At 57.2% G+C, this 13,986-nt stretch carries 14 protein-coding genes; 8 read left to right on the forward strand and 6 right to left on the reverse strand.

What is annotated here, in order from left to right:
- Nucleotide 1: 1 nt before the first annotated feature.
- Nucleotides 2-1,003, reverse strand: a complete 1,002-nt coding sequence (locus GWQ31_RS10545; protein ID WP_275909317.1) for a sulfate ABC transporter substrate-binding protein — start codon at nucleotides 1,001-1,003, stop codon at nucleotides 2-4.
- A gap of 208 nt (nucleotides 1,004-1,211) precedes the next feature.
- Here GWQ31_RS10545 and GWQ31_RS10550 point away from each other — a divergent pair, with 208 nt between their 5' ends.
- From GWQ31_RS10550 to GWQ31_RS10580, 7 genes are all read left to right on the forward strand, one after another.
- Nucleotides 1,212-2,474 carry an MgtC/SapB family protein gene (locus tag GWQ31_RS10550; RefSeq protein WP_087756551.1) on the forward strand — a complete coding sequence of 421 codons (1,263 nt, stop codon included), beginning with the start codon at nucleotides 1,212-1,214 and terminating at the stop codon, nucleotides 2,472-2,474.
- 79 nt (nucleotides 2,475-2,553) lie between these two features.
- The gene (locus GWQ31_RS10555) at nucleotides 2,554-3,144 is read left to right on the forward strand and encodes a sugar O-acetyltransferase (protein WP_059168818.1); all 591 of its coding nucleotides are present in this window, start codon (nucleotides 2,554-2,556) and stop codon (nucleotides 3,142-3,144) included.
- Nucleotides 3,141-3,482 (forward strand): DUF1294 domain-containing protein, encoded by a 342-nt coding sequence (locus GWQ31_RS10560; protein ID WP_021138873.1) that lies wholly within the window; start codon nucleotides 3,141-3,143, stop codon nucleotides 3,480-3,482. Before GWQ31_RS10555 ends, GWQ31_RS10560 begins: the two co-directional genes overlap by 4 nt.
- A gap of 176 nt (nucleotides 3,483-3,658) precedes the next feature.
- Nucleotides 3,659-3,871 carry a hypothetical protein gene (locus GWQ31_RS10565; RefSeq protein ID WP_111588049.1) on the forward strand — a complete coding sequence of 71 codons (213 nt, stop codon included), beginning with the start codon at nucleotides 3,659-3,661 and terminating at the stop codon, nucleotides 3,869-3,871.
- Nucleotides 3,872-4,073: 202 nt separating this feature from the next.
- Nucleotides 4,074-4,529 carry a hypothetical protein gene (locus tag GWQ31_RS10570; RefSeq protein ID WP_275909318.1) on the forward strand — a complete coding sequence of 152 codons (456 nt, stop codon included), beginning with the start codon at nucleotides 4,074-4,076 and terminating at the stop codon, nucleotides 4,527-4,529.
- A gap of 172 nt (nucleotides 4,530-4,701) precedes the next feature.
- Nucleotides 4,702-5,985 carry an ATP-binding protein gene (locus tag GWQ31_RS10575; RefSeq protein WP_275909319.1) on the forward strand — a complete coding sequence of 428 codons (1,284 nt, stop codon included), beginning with the start codon at nucleotides 4,702-4,704 and terminating at the stop codon, nucleotides 5,983-5,985.
- 3 nt (nucleotides 5,986-5,988) lie between these two features.
- Complete coding sequence (locus GWQ31_RS10580) at nucleotides 5,989-6,642, forward strand: RloB family protein (RefSeq protein ID WP_275909320.1); 654 nt, start codon at nucleotides 5,989-5,991, stop codon at nucleotides 6,640-6,642.
- A 128-nt stretch (nucleotides 6,643-6,770) separates the two neighbouring features.
- On the opposite strand, the gene argH is transcribed toward GWQ31_RS10580, so the two are convergent.
- The 5 genes from argH to argC form a co-directional block, all read right to left on the reverse strand.
- On the reverse strand, nucleotides 6,771-8,156 hold the full coding sequence (gene argH, locus GWQ31_RS10585) for an argininosuccinate lyase (protein WP_275909321.1): 1,386 nt from the start codon (nucleotides 8,154-8,156) through the stop codon (nucleotides 6,771-6,773).
- A gap of 193 nt (nucleotides 8,157-8,349) precedes the next feature.
- Nucleotides 8,350-9,585 carry an argininosuccinate synthase gene (locus GWQ31_RS10590; RefSeq protein WP_005313759.1) on the reverse strand — a complete coding sequence of 412 codons (1,236 nt, stop codon included), beginning with the start codon at nucleotides 9,583-9,585 and terminating at the stop codon, nucleotides 8,350-8,352.
- A gap of 69 nt (nucleotides 9,586-9,654) precedes the next feature.
- Nucleotides 9,655-10,566, reverse strand: a complete 912-nt coding sequence (locus tag GWQ31_RS10595; protein ID WP_059168825.1) for an ornithine carbamoyltransferase — start codon at nucleotides 10,564-10,566, stop codon at nucleotides 9,655-9,657.
- 25 nt (nucleotides 10,567-10,591) lie between these two features.
- Nucleotides 10,592-11,371, reverse strand: coding sequence for an acetylglutamate kinase (argB, locus tag GWQ31_RS10600; RefSeq protein WP_058395388.1), 780 nt, complete (start codon nucleotides 11,369-11,371; stop codon nucleotides 10,592-10,594).
- 16 nt (nucleotides 11,372-11,387) lie between these two features.
- Nucleotides 11,388-12,395 carry an N-acetyl-gamma-glutamyl-phosphate reductase gene (gene argC, locus GWQ31_RS10605; protein WP_021139683.1) on the reverse strand — a complete coding sequence of 336 codons (1,008 nt, stop codon included), beginning with the start codon at nucleotides 12,393-12,395 and terminating at the stop codon, nucleotides 11,388-11,390.
- A 278-nt stretch (nucleotides 12,396-12,673) separates the two neighbouring features.
- Between argC and argE the strand changes: the two genes are divergently transcribed.
- Nucleotides 12,674-13,819: an acetylornithine deacetylase gene (gene argE, locus GWQ31_RS10610; protein ID WP_219593355.1), complete on the forward strand. Its 1,146-nt coding sequence runs from the start codon at nucleotides 12,674-12,676 to the stop codon at nucleotides 13,817-13,819.
- The last annotated feature ends 167 nt before the right edge of the window (nucleotides 13,820-13,986 follow it).

Raw genomic sequence — 13,986 nt, forward strand, 5'->3', positions numbered from 1 at the left:
CTTAGCCGCCCGGCTGGTAAATCTGGTCAAACAGCCCGCCTTGGGCGAAGTGCTTCTGCTGGGCCTTGTCCCAGTCCCCTTCCAGATCCTTGACGGTAAACAGGGTCAGTTGCGGGAACTGGGCTGCCGTCTCCTTCTGGATTGCAGGATTGCTGGGGCGGTAGTGATACTTGGCGATGATGCGCTGCCCCTCGTCCGAGTAGAGATACTCAAGGTACCCCTTGGCGACAGCCTCGGTGCCATGCTTCCTGGCCACCTTGTCGACCACGGCCACCGGAGGCTCCGCCAGGATGGAGACGGACGGCACCACTAGTTCAAACTTGTCGCTGTTGCCCGCCTGACCCAGCACCAGCAGGGCTTCGTTTTCCCACGCCAGCAAGACATCGCCGAGACCACGCTCGATAAAGCTGGTGGTGGCACCACGGGCCCCTGAATCCAGCACCTTGACGTTCTTGAACAGATCGCCGACGAACTGTTTGGCCCCCTCCTCACTGCCGCTTTTCTTCAGGGCATAGCCCCAGGCCGCCAGGTAGTTCCAGCGCGCCCCGCCGGAGGTCTTGGGGTTGGGGGTGACGATGGCCACATCCTTGCGCACCAGATCGCCCCAATCCTTGATCTGCTTGGGATTGTCCTTGCGCACCAGGAAGACGATGGTGGAGGTGTAGGGGGACGCGTTGTTGGCAAGGCGACTCTGCCAGTCGGCGGCGATAAGCCCCTCCTTGGCGATGGCATCGACGTCATAGGCCAGCGCCAGCGACACCAGATCCGCCTCCAGCCCATCCACCACGGCCCGCGCCTGCTTGCCGGAACCACCGTGAGACTGGCTCACCACCACATCGTCACCCGTCTTCGCTTTCCACTCTTTGGCAAAGGCGGCGTTGTACTCCTGAAACAGCTCGCGGGTCGGATCGTAGGAGACGTTGAGCAGACGTATCTCGGCGGCATTGGCCTGACCGAAGGCCAGCAGGGAGAGCAGGGTGAGGGCTGTCATTCGTAGTTTCATGGTGATACTCCATATCCTTGGGTTGAATGCAGCATGCCGCGGGCTTGTTATGCCGAGAACCAAGAAATAACGCTTTGCTTATCTCTTTTGCTCATATCAATCCGCAGCACGGTGCCACTCGCACACTCTGTGAGCCATGCCTCTCTGCCCCGGTACAGCCTGTGCCATCATGGGTTCAAGGTAATCACACAGCGAAAAGGAAGTCGTTATGTGGATCAATGCAGACCCCGTCAATGGCGCCCTGGTGTCGCTGGCCATCGGCCTCATCATAGGACTGGAGCGTGGCTGGCAGGTGCGCCAGCTGGGGGACAACCAGCGCATCGCCGGGATGCGAACCTATGGCCTCATCGGCTTGCTCGGCGGCGTCTGCGCCCTGCTGTTGCCGACCCTGGGCCCCTGGCTGCCGCTGCTCGGTCTGCTGGCGGTGGTCATGGGCTGCGGCCTCTCGGTCTGGCTGGCCCAGCGCTGGCAAGGGGAGTTCGGCCTCACCAGCTCGGTGGCCATGCTGCTCACTTATCTGCTGGGGCTGATGTCCGTGCTGCTGAGCCCGAGCGAAGCGGTGGCCTGCGCCGTGCTGGCCGCTCTCTTGATGGGGCTCAAGGGCAAGATCCAGCAAGGGATGCTGTTTCTGAGCGAAACCGAATTTCACGCCACCCTGCGCTTTCTGCTTATCTCCCTGGTGCTGCTGCCGGTGCTGCCCAACGAGGAGATGGGGCCCCTCGATGCCTTCAACCCCTTCAAGATCTGGCTGATGGTGGTGGTGATCGCCGGCATCTCGTTTTGTGGTCACTTCGCGGTGCGTCTGCTCGGCACCCGCGCCGGGCTGGTGCTCACCAGCATGCTGGCGGGGCTCGCCTCCTCCACCGCTCTCACCTTGCAGTTTGCCCGCCTCAACAAGGAGCAGGGCGGGCTGGAACGGCTGCTGGCCACCGGCATACTGCTGGCGGGAGCCACCATGTGGGTGCGGCTGCTGGTGCTGGTATTGCTGATCCACAAGGAGCTGGCGATGCGCCTCGCCGCTCCCCTGCTGCTGCTGGCAGTCATTGTCTACGGCTTTGCATTCTGGTTCTGGCGCCAGCGGGAAGCGCTGACCGACGGGCCAGTGCAGCCCAGAACCAGCAATCCGCTGGATCTCGCCACCGCCATCAAGTTCGGCCTGCTGCTGGCGCTGATAGGTTTCATGGCAACACTGTTGCAAAGCCGGGTGGGTGACTCGGGTGTCTATCTGCTGGCACTGGTGTCGGGGATCACGGACGTGGACGCCATTACCCTGTCGCTCTCCCAGCTCTCCCACAAGGAGCTGGGGCTGGAGGTCGCGGCCCGGGGCATACTGCTGGCGGGGCTGGTCAACTCGCTGGTGAAAGGCGTGTTGGCACTGGGTATTGGCGGGCGCCGGCTGGGACTCATGGTGCTGCTGCCCTATCTAGTTTCTGCCCTGCTGATCCTGCCGCTCATCTGGCCAAGCGCCTGATCTTGCAGCAAGTGACAGCCTGACGCTGCAAGACGGGTGGCGTATACTGGCTCCTCTTGGCACATGAGGAGAGACGAGCATGGCAAGCGACTGGGACAAGATACTGGCGGGCGGCGCCCTGGATAGCCAGAGCGAGGAGATAGCGGATGACAGGATCCGGGGTCAGGCGCTGCTGGCACAACTCAATGCGTCATCCGCTGGGGATCACCCCTTGCGCCAGCGCCTGTGCGGCGAGCTGTTCGGCCACTGTCCCGCTTCCAGCTGGATAAGCACTCCTTTCACTTGTGAATTTGGCCGCAATATCCACATAGGCGAGCAGACCTTCTTCAACTTCAACGTCACCATTCTCGATGTGGGTGAAGTGCATATCGGCAACCATGTGCTGCTGGCCCCCAACGTGCAGATCTACACGGCCACCCACAGCATGGATTACCTGGAGCGCCGCAACTGGACCGCTTACAACAAGCCGGTACACATAGGCGATGACTGCTGGATTGGCGGCGGCGCCATCATCTGCCCCGGTGTCACCATAGGGGCGCGTTCCATCATAGGGGCTGGCGCCGTTGTGACTCGCGACATCCCCGCCGACTCGGTGGCGGTGGGCAACCCCGCTCGCGTGATCCGCAGTCTGAGCCCTGACGCCCCCCGTGGCTGGGAGCTGGCACTGTGATCTGGCTCGCCCTGTTTCCACTGCTCTGGACCGCCTGGCTTGGCCTTGTTGACGCCAACTGGTGGCCGCTCGCCATCCTCACCACCATGAGTCTGCTGACGGTACTGGCCTACGCCCACGACAAGCGGCAGGCCATTCGCGGCGGCTGGCGCATCCCCGAATCCCGCCTCCATCTGCTGGAGCTGTGCGGTGGCTGGCCCGGGGCGCTGGTCGCCCGTCACTGGCTGCGCCACAAGACCCAGAAGGGCAGCTACCGGCTGGTGTTCTGGTTTATCGTGCTTCTGCACCTCACCCTGTGGGGACTCTGGCTAGGACGCCCCCTCTGGCAGGGGGTCTGAGGCGCCACTACCACAAACGTGGCCGGCATCAAGTCCCGGACAGGAACGAGGCCATCAATGGCATGATCCCGGGTATCTCCGGGCTCATGCTCACCACCAGAGCGGGCATTGCGGCTCCTCACCGGGTATGAGACAACAGGGCCATTTCTCGCATATTTATCGACAAGGAGTCACTCATGACCATGTGGACAGGCATAGTCCTGATCGTCTTTATCAGCATGCTGTTCGGCTATCTCACCAAACGAGCACGCTACCAGCTGGGAGATGCCCGCATCACTGACCGCCTCGGCAAGCAGGATGTGATCATCAACAAGTTGCAGGAGCGTATTGCCAACCTGGAAGCCATCGTCATCGAAGAGGAGAAGCGTCGCCCCTTCAGGGACCTCTGATCCGGCGACCTCGGCGGCAAACCGGCCAGCCTGGCGCTGCAAGGGTTTGCCGCTTCTCCCGCAATCCTTACCCTCCCCCGTATAGCCCCAAAAACTAAATTCACAGCAGGATCAGGACCCTGTCTTAGATTGCTGCATTTTTCGCCAAACTGGCTCAATCCCTGCTCTGTCATTGTCATCAGCCGTACCGGAGAGTGACATCATGATCAGCACCCTGCTTCCCATCGCCTCGATAGCCCTCAAGCTGGGCAGCTATCTGCTGAGCAGCAACGCCAAAGCCCAGCCCGAACCTGAGCCGGTACAGGAAGAACGCCTGCCCCCCACAGTCCAGAGCCTGTTCCAGCGGCTGGGGGTCAAGGATGCCGACAGCGAGCAGAACCGCCCCGCCATCAACCAGTTTATGAGCGAGCTGATGCAGACCCTGGGGCAGGAGAACAATGGCCAGTCCCTGCCCGAGGCCATAGACACAGCCCGCAACCAGCTCGCCAACGGCACCCAGAGCACCCGCTTGGATGCCCTGCAAAGCAGACTCGATACCCTCAAAGGCACACTGGGCAGCAGCGACCTCAATCTGGATCAACTGCTCGGCGCCTTCAAGCAGACCCTGCCCAATGGCAAGGGAGAGAAAATTGGTCAACTGTTTAATCTCAGTCTTTGATGAAGGATGAAGAGTTGTTGGTAGTAAAGAAGCCGCTATTTTTGCTGCTTTCTTGTCGCCTAGCTGTGTCTTATGGGGAGTTTTTGAATTTTGTTGGTCCTGAACACTATTTTTGGTTGATTTTTGCGGTTTTTACGTAAATTATTGCCATTGGTAGTTTTGGAGGCGGATAATGCTTATACAATTCAAAGTCACTAACTTTGGTTCCATTAGAGACGAACTCACACTTAGTATGGTGGCCAACGCTGAGAAAGAAATTGGTGGCCCGTTAGTTAAAACGTTTTCCCCTGGGGCTCCAGCAACAAAAGATTTGTTAAGAACAGCTGCTATCTATGGGCCGAATGCTTCTGGTAAAAGTCATTGTATATATGCAATGGCCCAGATGAGGAATATTATAATTCGCTCAGCAAGAACCCAAGAGGGTGATGAACTTCCATATAATCCATATCTTTTTTCTAAAGATAGTAAAGAGGAAGATACTGAATTTGATATTGAGTTTGTTACCCAAGGCATCAGATACCAATATGGTTTCTCATATAACAAAAATAGAATTGTTGATGAATGGTTATTTGCATATCCAAAAGGTAGAGCACAGAAATGGATTATGCGATATGTAGATGAGTCTGGTGAAAGCGCTTATGAGAGAAGTGACTTTTTATCAGGGTCTAAAAAATTATGGGAGACAGCGACAAGAAATAATGCGCTATTCTTATCTACAGCTGTCCAATTAAAATCAGAAGCATTGAAGCCAGTTCTTGACTGGTTTAGACATACATTAAGAGTAGTTAGCGTAAATGGTGTTGGTGAGTCTTTTTCACTTGAGCAAATATCACAAATAAAAACAAAGCAGAATATATTGAAATTCATGAAGTCTGCAGACTTTAGTATCAGTGACTTTGTTGTTGAAGAAAGAGAAGATATCCCTGATGATATACTTAAAAAGTATGATACAGATAAAGAGGATGTTAAGTTTGTTGACTTTAAAACTGTGCATAAAATGGATGATGGTGATATAGCAGAGCTAGATTATGAGCAAGAGTCTGATGGGACACAACGTATTTTCCAGTTGTCAGGGCCATGGATTGATACTTTAGAAAATGGTTATGTATTAATTATTGATGAATTGAGTCTTCATCTTCATCCGTCACTATCATCGTTTCTAGTCAAGCTATTCTATAGCAGGGCAAATAAAAATCACGCACAGCTGATTTTTACTACTCATGAGGTATCTCTTCTTTCTGATGAGTTAATGCGCAGAGATCAAATTTGGTTAATGAAGCGGACATCTGGAAAAGGATCAGTACTAGAGCCATTGTCAGACTTTTCCGCTAGAAAAGATGAGAATATAAGGAAAAGATATCTTGATGGTCGGTATGGTGCCGTACCGATGGTAAATGTTTCCAGTATGCTTGAAGCTTGGGATGCTGCTCCCTCTCTGAATGAGAAAGAGGGTTAATTTATGGCGAGAAAAGAAAGGAGGGCTAATGGAAATATATTTTCTAGAGCAAAATCAAAAAGAGAGTCATATGATAAAGTTCTGATTGTATGTGAGGATACAAAATCAGCCAAATATTATTTGGAGGGTTTCGTTCTGGATATAGGTTTAAGTAGTGCCAATGTCAAGGTTGTATCTGGCTCTGGTTCGGCACCAATCAATGTAGTTGATACTGCTATATCTTGCTCTGAGCCTGTAGGGGAAGATATTTATGATCAGGTGTATTGTGTGATAGACCGAGATCATCATGAGTCATTTGATCGAGCAATTGATAAAATAACTCGTCACATGTCTCTTCGGAAAACAAAATCAAAATTTTATCTCATAGTGAGTTATCCTTCATTTGAGATTTGGGTACTATATCATGGTCGTTACACCAGTGCCCATTTTGAGTATTGTGATGATGTAATCCGAGAGATAAAAAAACACTACATTAATGATTATGACAAATCAGATAGGGACATCTATGATAGAACTAAATCAGACATTAGTAATGCAATTTCTAACTCAAAGCGGTCTATGAAAAGGGTCGGCGATGAAGGAGGGGTTAATCCCTCTACAAATATGCATACACTGATCGAGCAGCTGAAATACATACTAAATCCGATATCTGCTTAAATTAGATAATGAACACACAGAAATAAATCCCACCTTCATCAAGAACAATATGGCTGTATTAACTTAATGTAAAACGGCAACCTCGGGTTGCCGTTTTGCTTTCTTCTTCGAATGACAAGCCGATGGGGTTAACCCGCCCGTTTGGCCAGCCACTGTTCGGCGGCGGTGAGGGCCGCATCCACCAGCTCGCGGGCGACGCCGCCTTTGGCAACCCGCTTGGCCAGCGTCGCTTCCAGCTCCAGGTTGGGATAGACATCCTCGCCGATGACGGGGCTGAAGCGCTGGAACTCGGGCAAAGAGAGATCTTCCAGCGGCTTCTTCACCTCAAGCGCATAGACCACTGTCTCGCCGACGATATGGTGCGCCTCACGGAAGGGTATCCCTTTGGCCACCAGATAGTCCGCCAGCTCGGTGGCATTGGCGTAGCCGCCCTGGGCCGCCGCCTTGGTGTGCTCGACGTTCACCTTCAGGTCGATCAGCACCAACGCAGCCATGTCGAGGCAGTCGTGCCAGGTGTCGAGGGCATCGAACAGCCCTTCCTTGTCTTCCTGCATGTCCTTGTTGTAGGCCAGCGGCAGCGCCTTCAGGCTCATCAGCATGCCCATCTGGGCGCCGACCACCCGCCCTGTCTTGCCACGAATGAGCTCAAGCGCATCCGGGTTCTTCTTCTGCGGCATCAGGGAGGAACCCGAGGTGACTGCATCGGAGAGCTCGACAAAGCCCGCCTCGCCGGTGTTGTAGAAGATGAGGTCTTCGGCAAAACGCGACAGGTGGGTCATGGAGAGGGACGCCACGTGCATCAGCTCCACCACGTGATCCCTGTCCGACACCGAATCCAGGCTGTTGCGGGTCGCGCCGCCAAAGCCCATGTCCAGTGCCAGCGCTTCACGGTCGATGGCATAGGCGGTACCCGCCAGGGCGCCGCAGCCGAGCGGGCTGGTGTCGAGCCGCTTCAGGGCATCCTGCAGACGGGAATAGTCCCGCTCCAGCATCTCCACATAGGCCAGCGCCCAGTGGGCGAAGGTGACCGGCTGGGCGCGCTGCAAGTGGGTGTAGCCCGGCAGCACGGCAGCCTGATTGGCACGGGCAGAGGCGACCAGCCCGGCTTGCAGGGCACTGATGGAACCGAGCAGCAGCTCGCCCTGCGCCTTGCACCAGAGTTTCAGGTCGGTGGCGACCTGATCGTTGCGCGAGCGGCCGGTGTGCAGCTTCTTCCCAAGATCGCCGACGGCGGCAATGAGCTGACTTTCGACCCAGGAGTGAATGTCTTCGGCATCGGAATTGAGGATCTGGTGGGGATCCTGCTGCACCGAGGCGAGCAGCACTTCCATCGCCTGTTGCAGCTTTCCTTGCTCGTCGGCGGTCAATACGCCCACTTTCACCAGCGCCTTGGCCCAGGCCATGGAGCCCTGGATATCCTGCTCCGCCAGCCGGTAATCGAACCGTAGCGAATCGTTGAACTGCTTGAACCTGCTATCGGCTCCCTGACTGAAGCGTCCACCCCAAAGTGCCATACTACTCTCCTTGAATGCGTTGTCGGCGGCGTCTGGCGCCGTCGAGCTTGAAATCGTGCCCTGTTTTTCTGCGAGCCTGTTATCTCACAGAAGCGGCCGAGGTGCTGCCGCTCTGCTCACGCCCCGCCATATGGGAGGACTGATAAAAGAGGGGGCCATGCCCCCTCACCAGTATCAGCGGATTGGCGTCAGCTTAGCCGTGGGTGTGGTCACCACCGATCGCCTGATGCTGCTCCTTCATGGCGCGGATCCGGCTGGCCAGGGTGTAGAGACGGATAAAGCCTTCCGCATGGCTCTGGTCGTACACCTCGTCGGCGCCGAAGGTGGCGAAGTCTTCGGAGTAGAGGCTGTTCGGCGACTTCTTCTGCACCGCAGTGACCTGACCCTTGTACATCTTCAGAATGACTTCACCGTCGAGATCCTCGGCGATGGCATTGGCGGAGGCGACAATGGCCTTGCACAGCGGAGTGAACCAGCGACCGTCATAGACCAGGTGAGAGAACTCGGCACCCAGCTTTTCCCGCCAGGCGCGAGTCGGTCTGTCCAGTACCAGCTCTTCCACCGCGCGCAGTGCCGCCACCATGACGGTGCCGCCCGGAGTTTCGTAGCAGCCACGGGACTTCATGCCCACCATGCGGTTTTCGGTGATGTCGATCCGGCCCACGCCGTGCTTGCCGGCACGCTCGTTCAGGGTGGTCAGGATCTGGTGCGGGCTCAGCGGCTGGTCGTCCACGGCAACCACTTCGCCTTTGGCGACGGTCAGCTTGACGTATTCCGGCTCGTTCGGTGCCTGCTCGGCAGAGACGGTCCACTGCCAGACCGCTTCGGACGGCTCGTTCCAGGTGCTCTCCAGCTCGCCACCCTCGGTGGAGATGTGCCAGGCGTTGGCATCACGGCTGTAGATCTTCTTCAGAGTCGCCTTGCAGGGAATGTCGCGGGCTTCCAGATAGGCCAGCAGATCTTCCCGGGAGCGCATGTCCCACAGACGCCACGGGGCGATCACTTTCAACTGGGGTGCCAGGGCAGCCACGGCACCTTCGAAACGCACCTGATCGTTGCCCTTGCCGGTACAGCCGTGGGAGATGGCATCGGCGCCTTCCGCCAGCGCTGCTTCCACCATCGCCTTGGCAATGATGGGACGGGCCATCGAGGTGCCAAGCAGGTAGGTGCCTTCATAGACGGCGCCGGTTTTCAGGGTCGGATAGACGTACTCTTTGACGAACTCTTCCCGCAGATCCTTGACGATGCATTTGACCGCGCCGGAAGCGATGGCCTTCTGCTCTATCCCTTCCAGATCGTCACGCTCCTGACCCACGTCGGCGACGAAGGCGATGATTTCGGCATCGTAGTGCTCTTTGAGCCAGGGAATGATGGCCGAGGTATCCAGTCCGCCCGAGTAAGCCAGTACGATCTTGTTGATTCCGCTCATTTTACTTCTCTCCATGATGATTCGATAAGGTGTTGTAATTCAGGGTCGGTGGTCGCGTTGCTTATTCCGCTACTTGTTGCCAAGCAGGGTCAGCAGCACGGCGTTCTGGATATGCATCCGGTTCTCTGCCTCATCCATGATGAGGGAAGCAGGCCCGTCCATGACGTCGGAAGTGATCTCCAGCTCCCGGTGCGCCGGCTGGCAATGCAGCACGTGCTGGATGCCGGTGCGCTCAAGCAGGGCCTGGTTGATCTGATAAGGCATGAAGATATCTTTTACCTGCTCCATTGGTGTGTTGTCACCCATGGAGACCCAGGTATCGGTATAAACCACGTCAAACCCTTCAATGTCGCCCACGTCATCGCTGATGTGAATGGTGGCGCCGGAATCGGCCGCCAGCGCCTGGGCCTGCAGGAAGATCTGGGTATCCGGGCCATAGCCTTTCGGGCAGATCAGGGTCACGTCTGTACCCAGAGTGGCCCCCAGCAACAGCAGAGAGTGGCTGACGTTGTTGCCATCGCCGAGGTAGGCAAGCTTCACCTTCGACAGATCGTCGTAATGCTCGGCAATGGTCATAAAGTCGGCCAGCCCCTGACAGGGGTGGTAAAGATTACACAGGCTGTTGACCACGGGCACAGAGCCGTAGGCTTGCAGGTCAACCAGGGTCTGGTGATCGAATACCCGCGCCACTATGGCGTCACACCAGCGGGACAGGTTGGTGGCGAAATCCTTCACCGATTCCCGCTTGCCCAGGGCACCGTTCTGTTGATCCAGATAGACGCTATGGCCGCCCAGTTTGGCGATGCCGATGTCGAAGGTCACCCGGGTACGCAACGAGGGCTTCTCGAACAGGGTAACCACACTCTTGCCCGCCAGTGCCTGGCTGTACTTCTTCGGGTCGGCCTTGACCGCTTTCCCCAGCGCTATCAGCGCCTCGATTTGAGCCTTGCTCAGATCGCTATCTTTCAGAAGATGTTGCATCGGAGGTTCCTTTTTCCAGCCAGGGTTAGAGGGTGACTTGGGTGCCGACGGCACCGCCAGCCAGCAGCTTGAGCAGTTGATCCGGGTAACGCCAGCTGGCGACACAGACCGGCTTGCCGAGGGTCTCGGCGGCGTGCAAGGCGGCTTTCACCTTGACCGCCATGCCATCGCTGATCACGCCCTTCTCCATCAGATCCAGTGCGGTTGCCTTGTTCAGCTGCGGCACCAGCTTGCCCTTGCCATCCAGGATGCCGCTCACGTCCGACAGCATCACCAGATCGGCGCCGAGCGCCTCGGCGATGGCGGTGGCAGCCTGATCCGCGTTGACGTTCATCAGCTGGCCGTCGGCCGTGATGCCGATGGAGCTCACCACGGGCAGGAACCCCTGCCCCAGAATACCGGTCACCAGCGCCGGGTTGCCCGGCTGGCAATCACCGACCGCACCGAGATCCGGATCGAGCTGGGTCACCTGGCACAGACCGCCATCGGCGAGGCACAGACCCACTGCCGGAATACCGGTGGCGATGGCCTTGGCCATCATCTGCTTGTTGGCCGTCCCGGCCAGCGCACCCGCAATGAAGGGGATCTGCTCGAACGGGGTGACCCGCAGGCCGTTCTTCTTGGTGGAACTCAGGCCCAATCCCTTGAGCAGGTCATCCACCAGACAGCCGCCACCGTGCACCAGCACCAGGGGTCTGTGTTGCTCATCCAGAAACGTTTTGAGGGTGCCGAACAGGGCGGTCAGCGCCTCGTCGTTCTCGATCAGGGCCCCACCCAACTTGATAACCAGTGTCTGCTTGTCCATATCTCTCAATCCTTTCTTAAATCAGGCCGGTGGCCGGGTCAAAACCGAATTTAATATTTATGCATTGCATTGCCTGGGAGGCGGCGCCCTTGAGCAAGTTGTCGATGGCAGAGACCACCACCAGCATATTGCCCTGCTGCTGCCAGGCGATATCGCAGTAGGGAGTGCTTGCCACGCCACGGATGGAGGGCATCTGGCCGGTGAGGCGCACCAGGGGTTTTCCTTCGTAGGCCTTGAGGAATGCCTGATCCACCTGGGTCGGCGTCACGCCATCCGCCAGCTGCACATAAATGGTGGCCAGGATGCCGCGCACATAGTTGCCAAGGTGGGGCTGGAACAACACCTCCTTGCCCAGGTGGTGGCTGATCTCCGGCTGATGCCTGTGGTTGAAGGTGCCGTAGGGGCTCAGGCTCACTTCGCAAAAACTGGTATTGATGGCCGCCTTGCGACCGGCCCCGGAGACGCCGGATACCGCATTGATGATGGGCTGCCACCCCTCGGCAATCAGACCGGCCTGTTGCAGCGGTTTGAGGGCGCACAGAGAAGCAGTCGGGTAGCAACCTGGCACAGCAATCAGCTGGGCGGCGGCAATGGCATCGCTGTTCCATTCCGCCAGACCGTAGGCGGCCTGCTCCAGCAACTGCTCGTTCTCGTGGGTGAAGCCGTAGAAGGAAGAGTAGAATTGCTGGTCCTTGACCCGGAAGGCGCCGGAGAGATCGAACACCGGCAGCCCCTTGGCCAGGAACTTGGGTGCGAGCTCGGCACTCACCTCATGGGCGGTCGCCAGCAACACCAGGTCGGCCTGGGTCAGGATCCGGGTCATGCCATCTTCATCCAGCGGCAGCAGCGGCTGATCCAGCGCGCCGACCCACTGGGGATGCAGAGAAGAGAAGCGTTTGTGGGCATCCTGGCTGCCGGCGGAAACATAGAGACCGAACAGCTTGAGTTGAGGATGGTTCTGGACCAGTGCGGCCAGTTCGGCTCCCGCGTAGCCACTGGCACCGACGATAACGGTGTTAAGCATTTTTGAGTATTCCAAGTCAGAGTTCGAAATTCACAGCATGGCGCTGCAGACAGTGCAAGGGGTGAGGAACCGCCCCTTCAATGCAACGAGTGCGGAGGGGCAATTCAGGCGGGGTTGTGTCGTCGGTTATAGATCAGGTGACAGAACATTAACTTTCCCTTACAACTAGAAGCCTTGTTGATGAGCCACGAATTCAGGCAAACTCACAGAATATTCATGCACTCACTTTGCATTTGTATTTTCTAACAGAAACGTTCCGGGGACGCAAGGAGCAGCTGATGGCCAATCTGGATTTTTTTGCACTTTATAAGAATATTATTGCGATTCCCTCTATTAGCAGCACAGATCCGCACTGGGATCAGAGCAATGAGGCGGTGATCCGGCTGCTGGCCGACTGGTTCGGCCAACTCGGCTTTCAGTGTGAAGTGACGGCGCTGCCGGAGCTGCCCGGCAAGTTCAATCTGGTGGCCACCATAGGCCAGGGAGAAGGCGGCCTGCTGCTGGCGGGCCACACGGACACAGTGCCGTTCGATGAAGGGGGCTGGAGCAAGGATCCCTTCAAGGTGACCGAAGAGGGCAACCGCCTGTACGGCCTCGGCACCATCGACATGAAGGGCTTCTTCGCCTTCATAGTGGAAGCGCTCAAAGAGATCGACCTCACCACTCTCACCAAGCCGCTGCGCATTCTGGCCACCGCCGATGAAGAGACCACAATGGCGGGGGCACGCGCCATCGCCGCCGCGGCCGAGATCAAGCCAGACTATGCGGTGATCGGCGAACCGACCGGGTTGGTGCCCGTGGTGGCCCACAAGGGCCACATGTCGGAAGCGATCCGCATTACTGGCAAGAGCGGTCACAGCTCGGATCCCGCCAACGGCGTCAATGCACTGGAGATCATGCATCAGGCCATGGGGCGGGTGCTGCGCCTGCAACTGCGTCTGGAAGAGACCTATGCCGACTACCGGTTCGCGGTGCCGCAACCCACGCTGAATCTGGGATACATACATGGGGGAGACAGCCCGAACCGCATCTGCGGCTGCTGCGAGCTGCACATCGACATGCGTCCCACCCCGCAAGTGGGGCCGGACGAGCTGATGGGCATGCTCAAAGAGGCGCTCGCGCCCATAGAAGTTCACCAGCCAGGCTGCCTGCACCTGCAACACCTGCACGAGCCCATTCCCGCCTATGCCTGCGCGGACGACTCAGTGCTGGTGCGCGAGGCGGAGCAGGCGAGCGGACACAAAGCGGAATCGGTGAACTACTGCACCGAAGCGCCCTTTATCCAGCAGTTGGGATGCCAGACGATAGTGATGGGCCCTGGCCACATAGCCCAGGCCCACCAGCCGGACGAATACCTGGATCTGTCGTTCGTCAAACCCACCACGGCAGTGCTCCAACACCTGATCCGCCGCTTCTGCCTGTAAGCCATAGGGTATGTAAGTAAGTTACTGACAGTCTGCCCGGGACAGGTGAAGGAAATACATGTTCTGAATCGGCCTGTTATTTGACCTTGCGCAGACAATCTGGGTAGATTGTCACCCTAAGATGACGGAGCATATGTTGTAATCACACAACAATAAGTGAGGCTGTC

It is taken from the genome of Aeromonas sp. 2MA4, from assembly GCF_029237305.1.
Taxonomy (GTDB): Bacteria; Pseudomonadota; Gammaproteobacteria; order Enterobacterales; family Aeromonadaceae; genus Aeromonas; species Aeromonas salmonicida.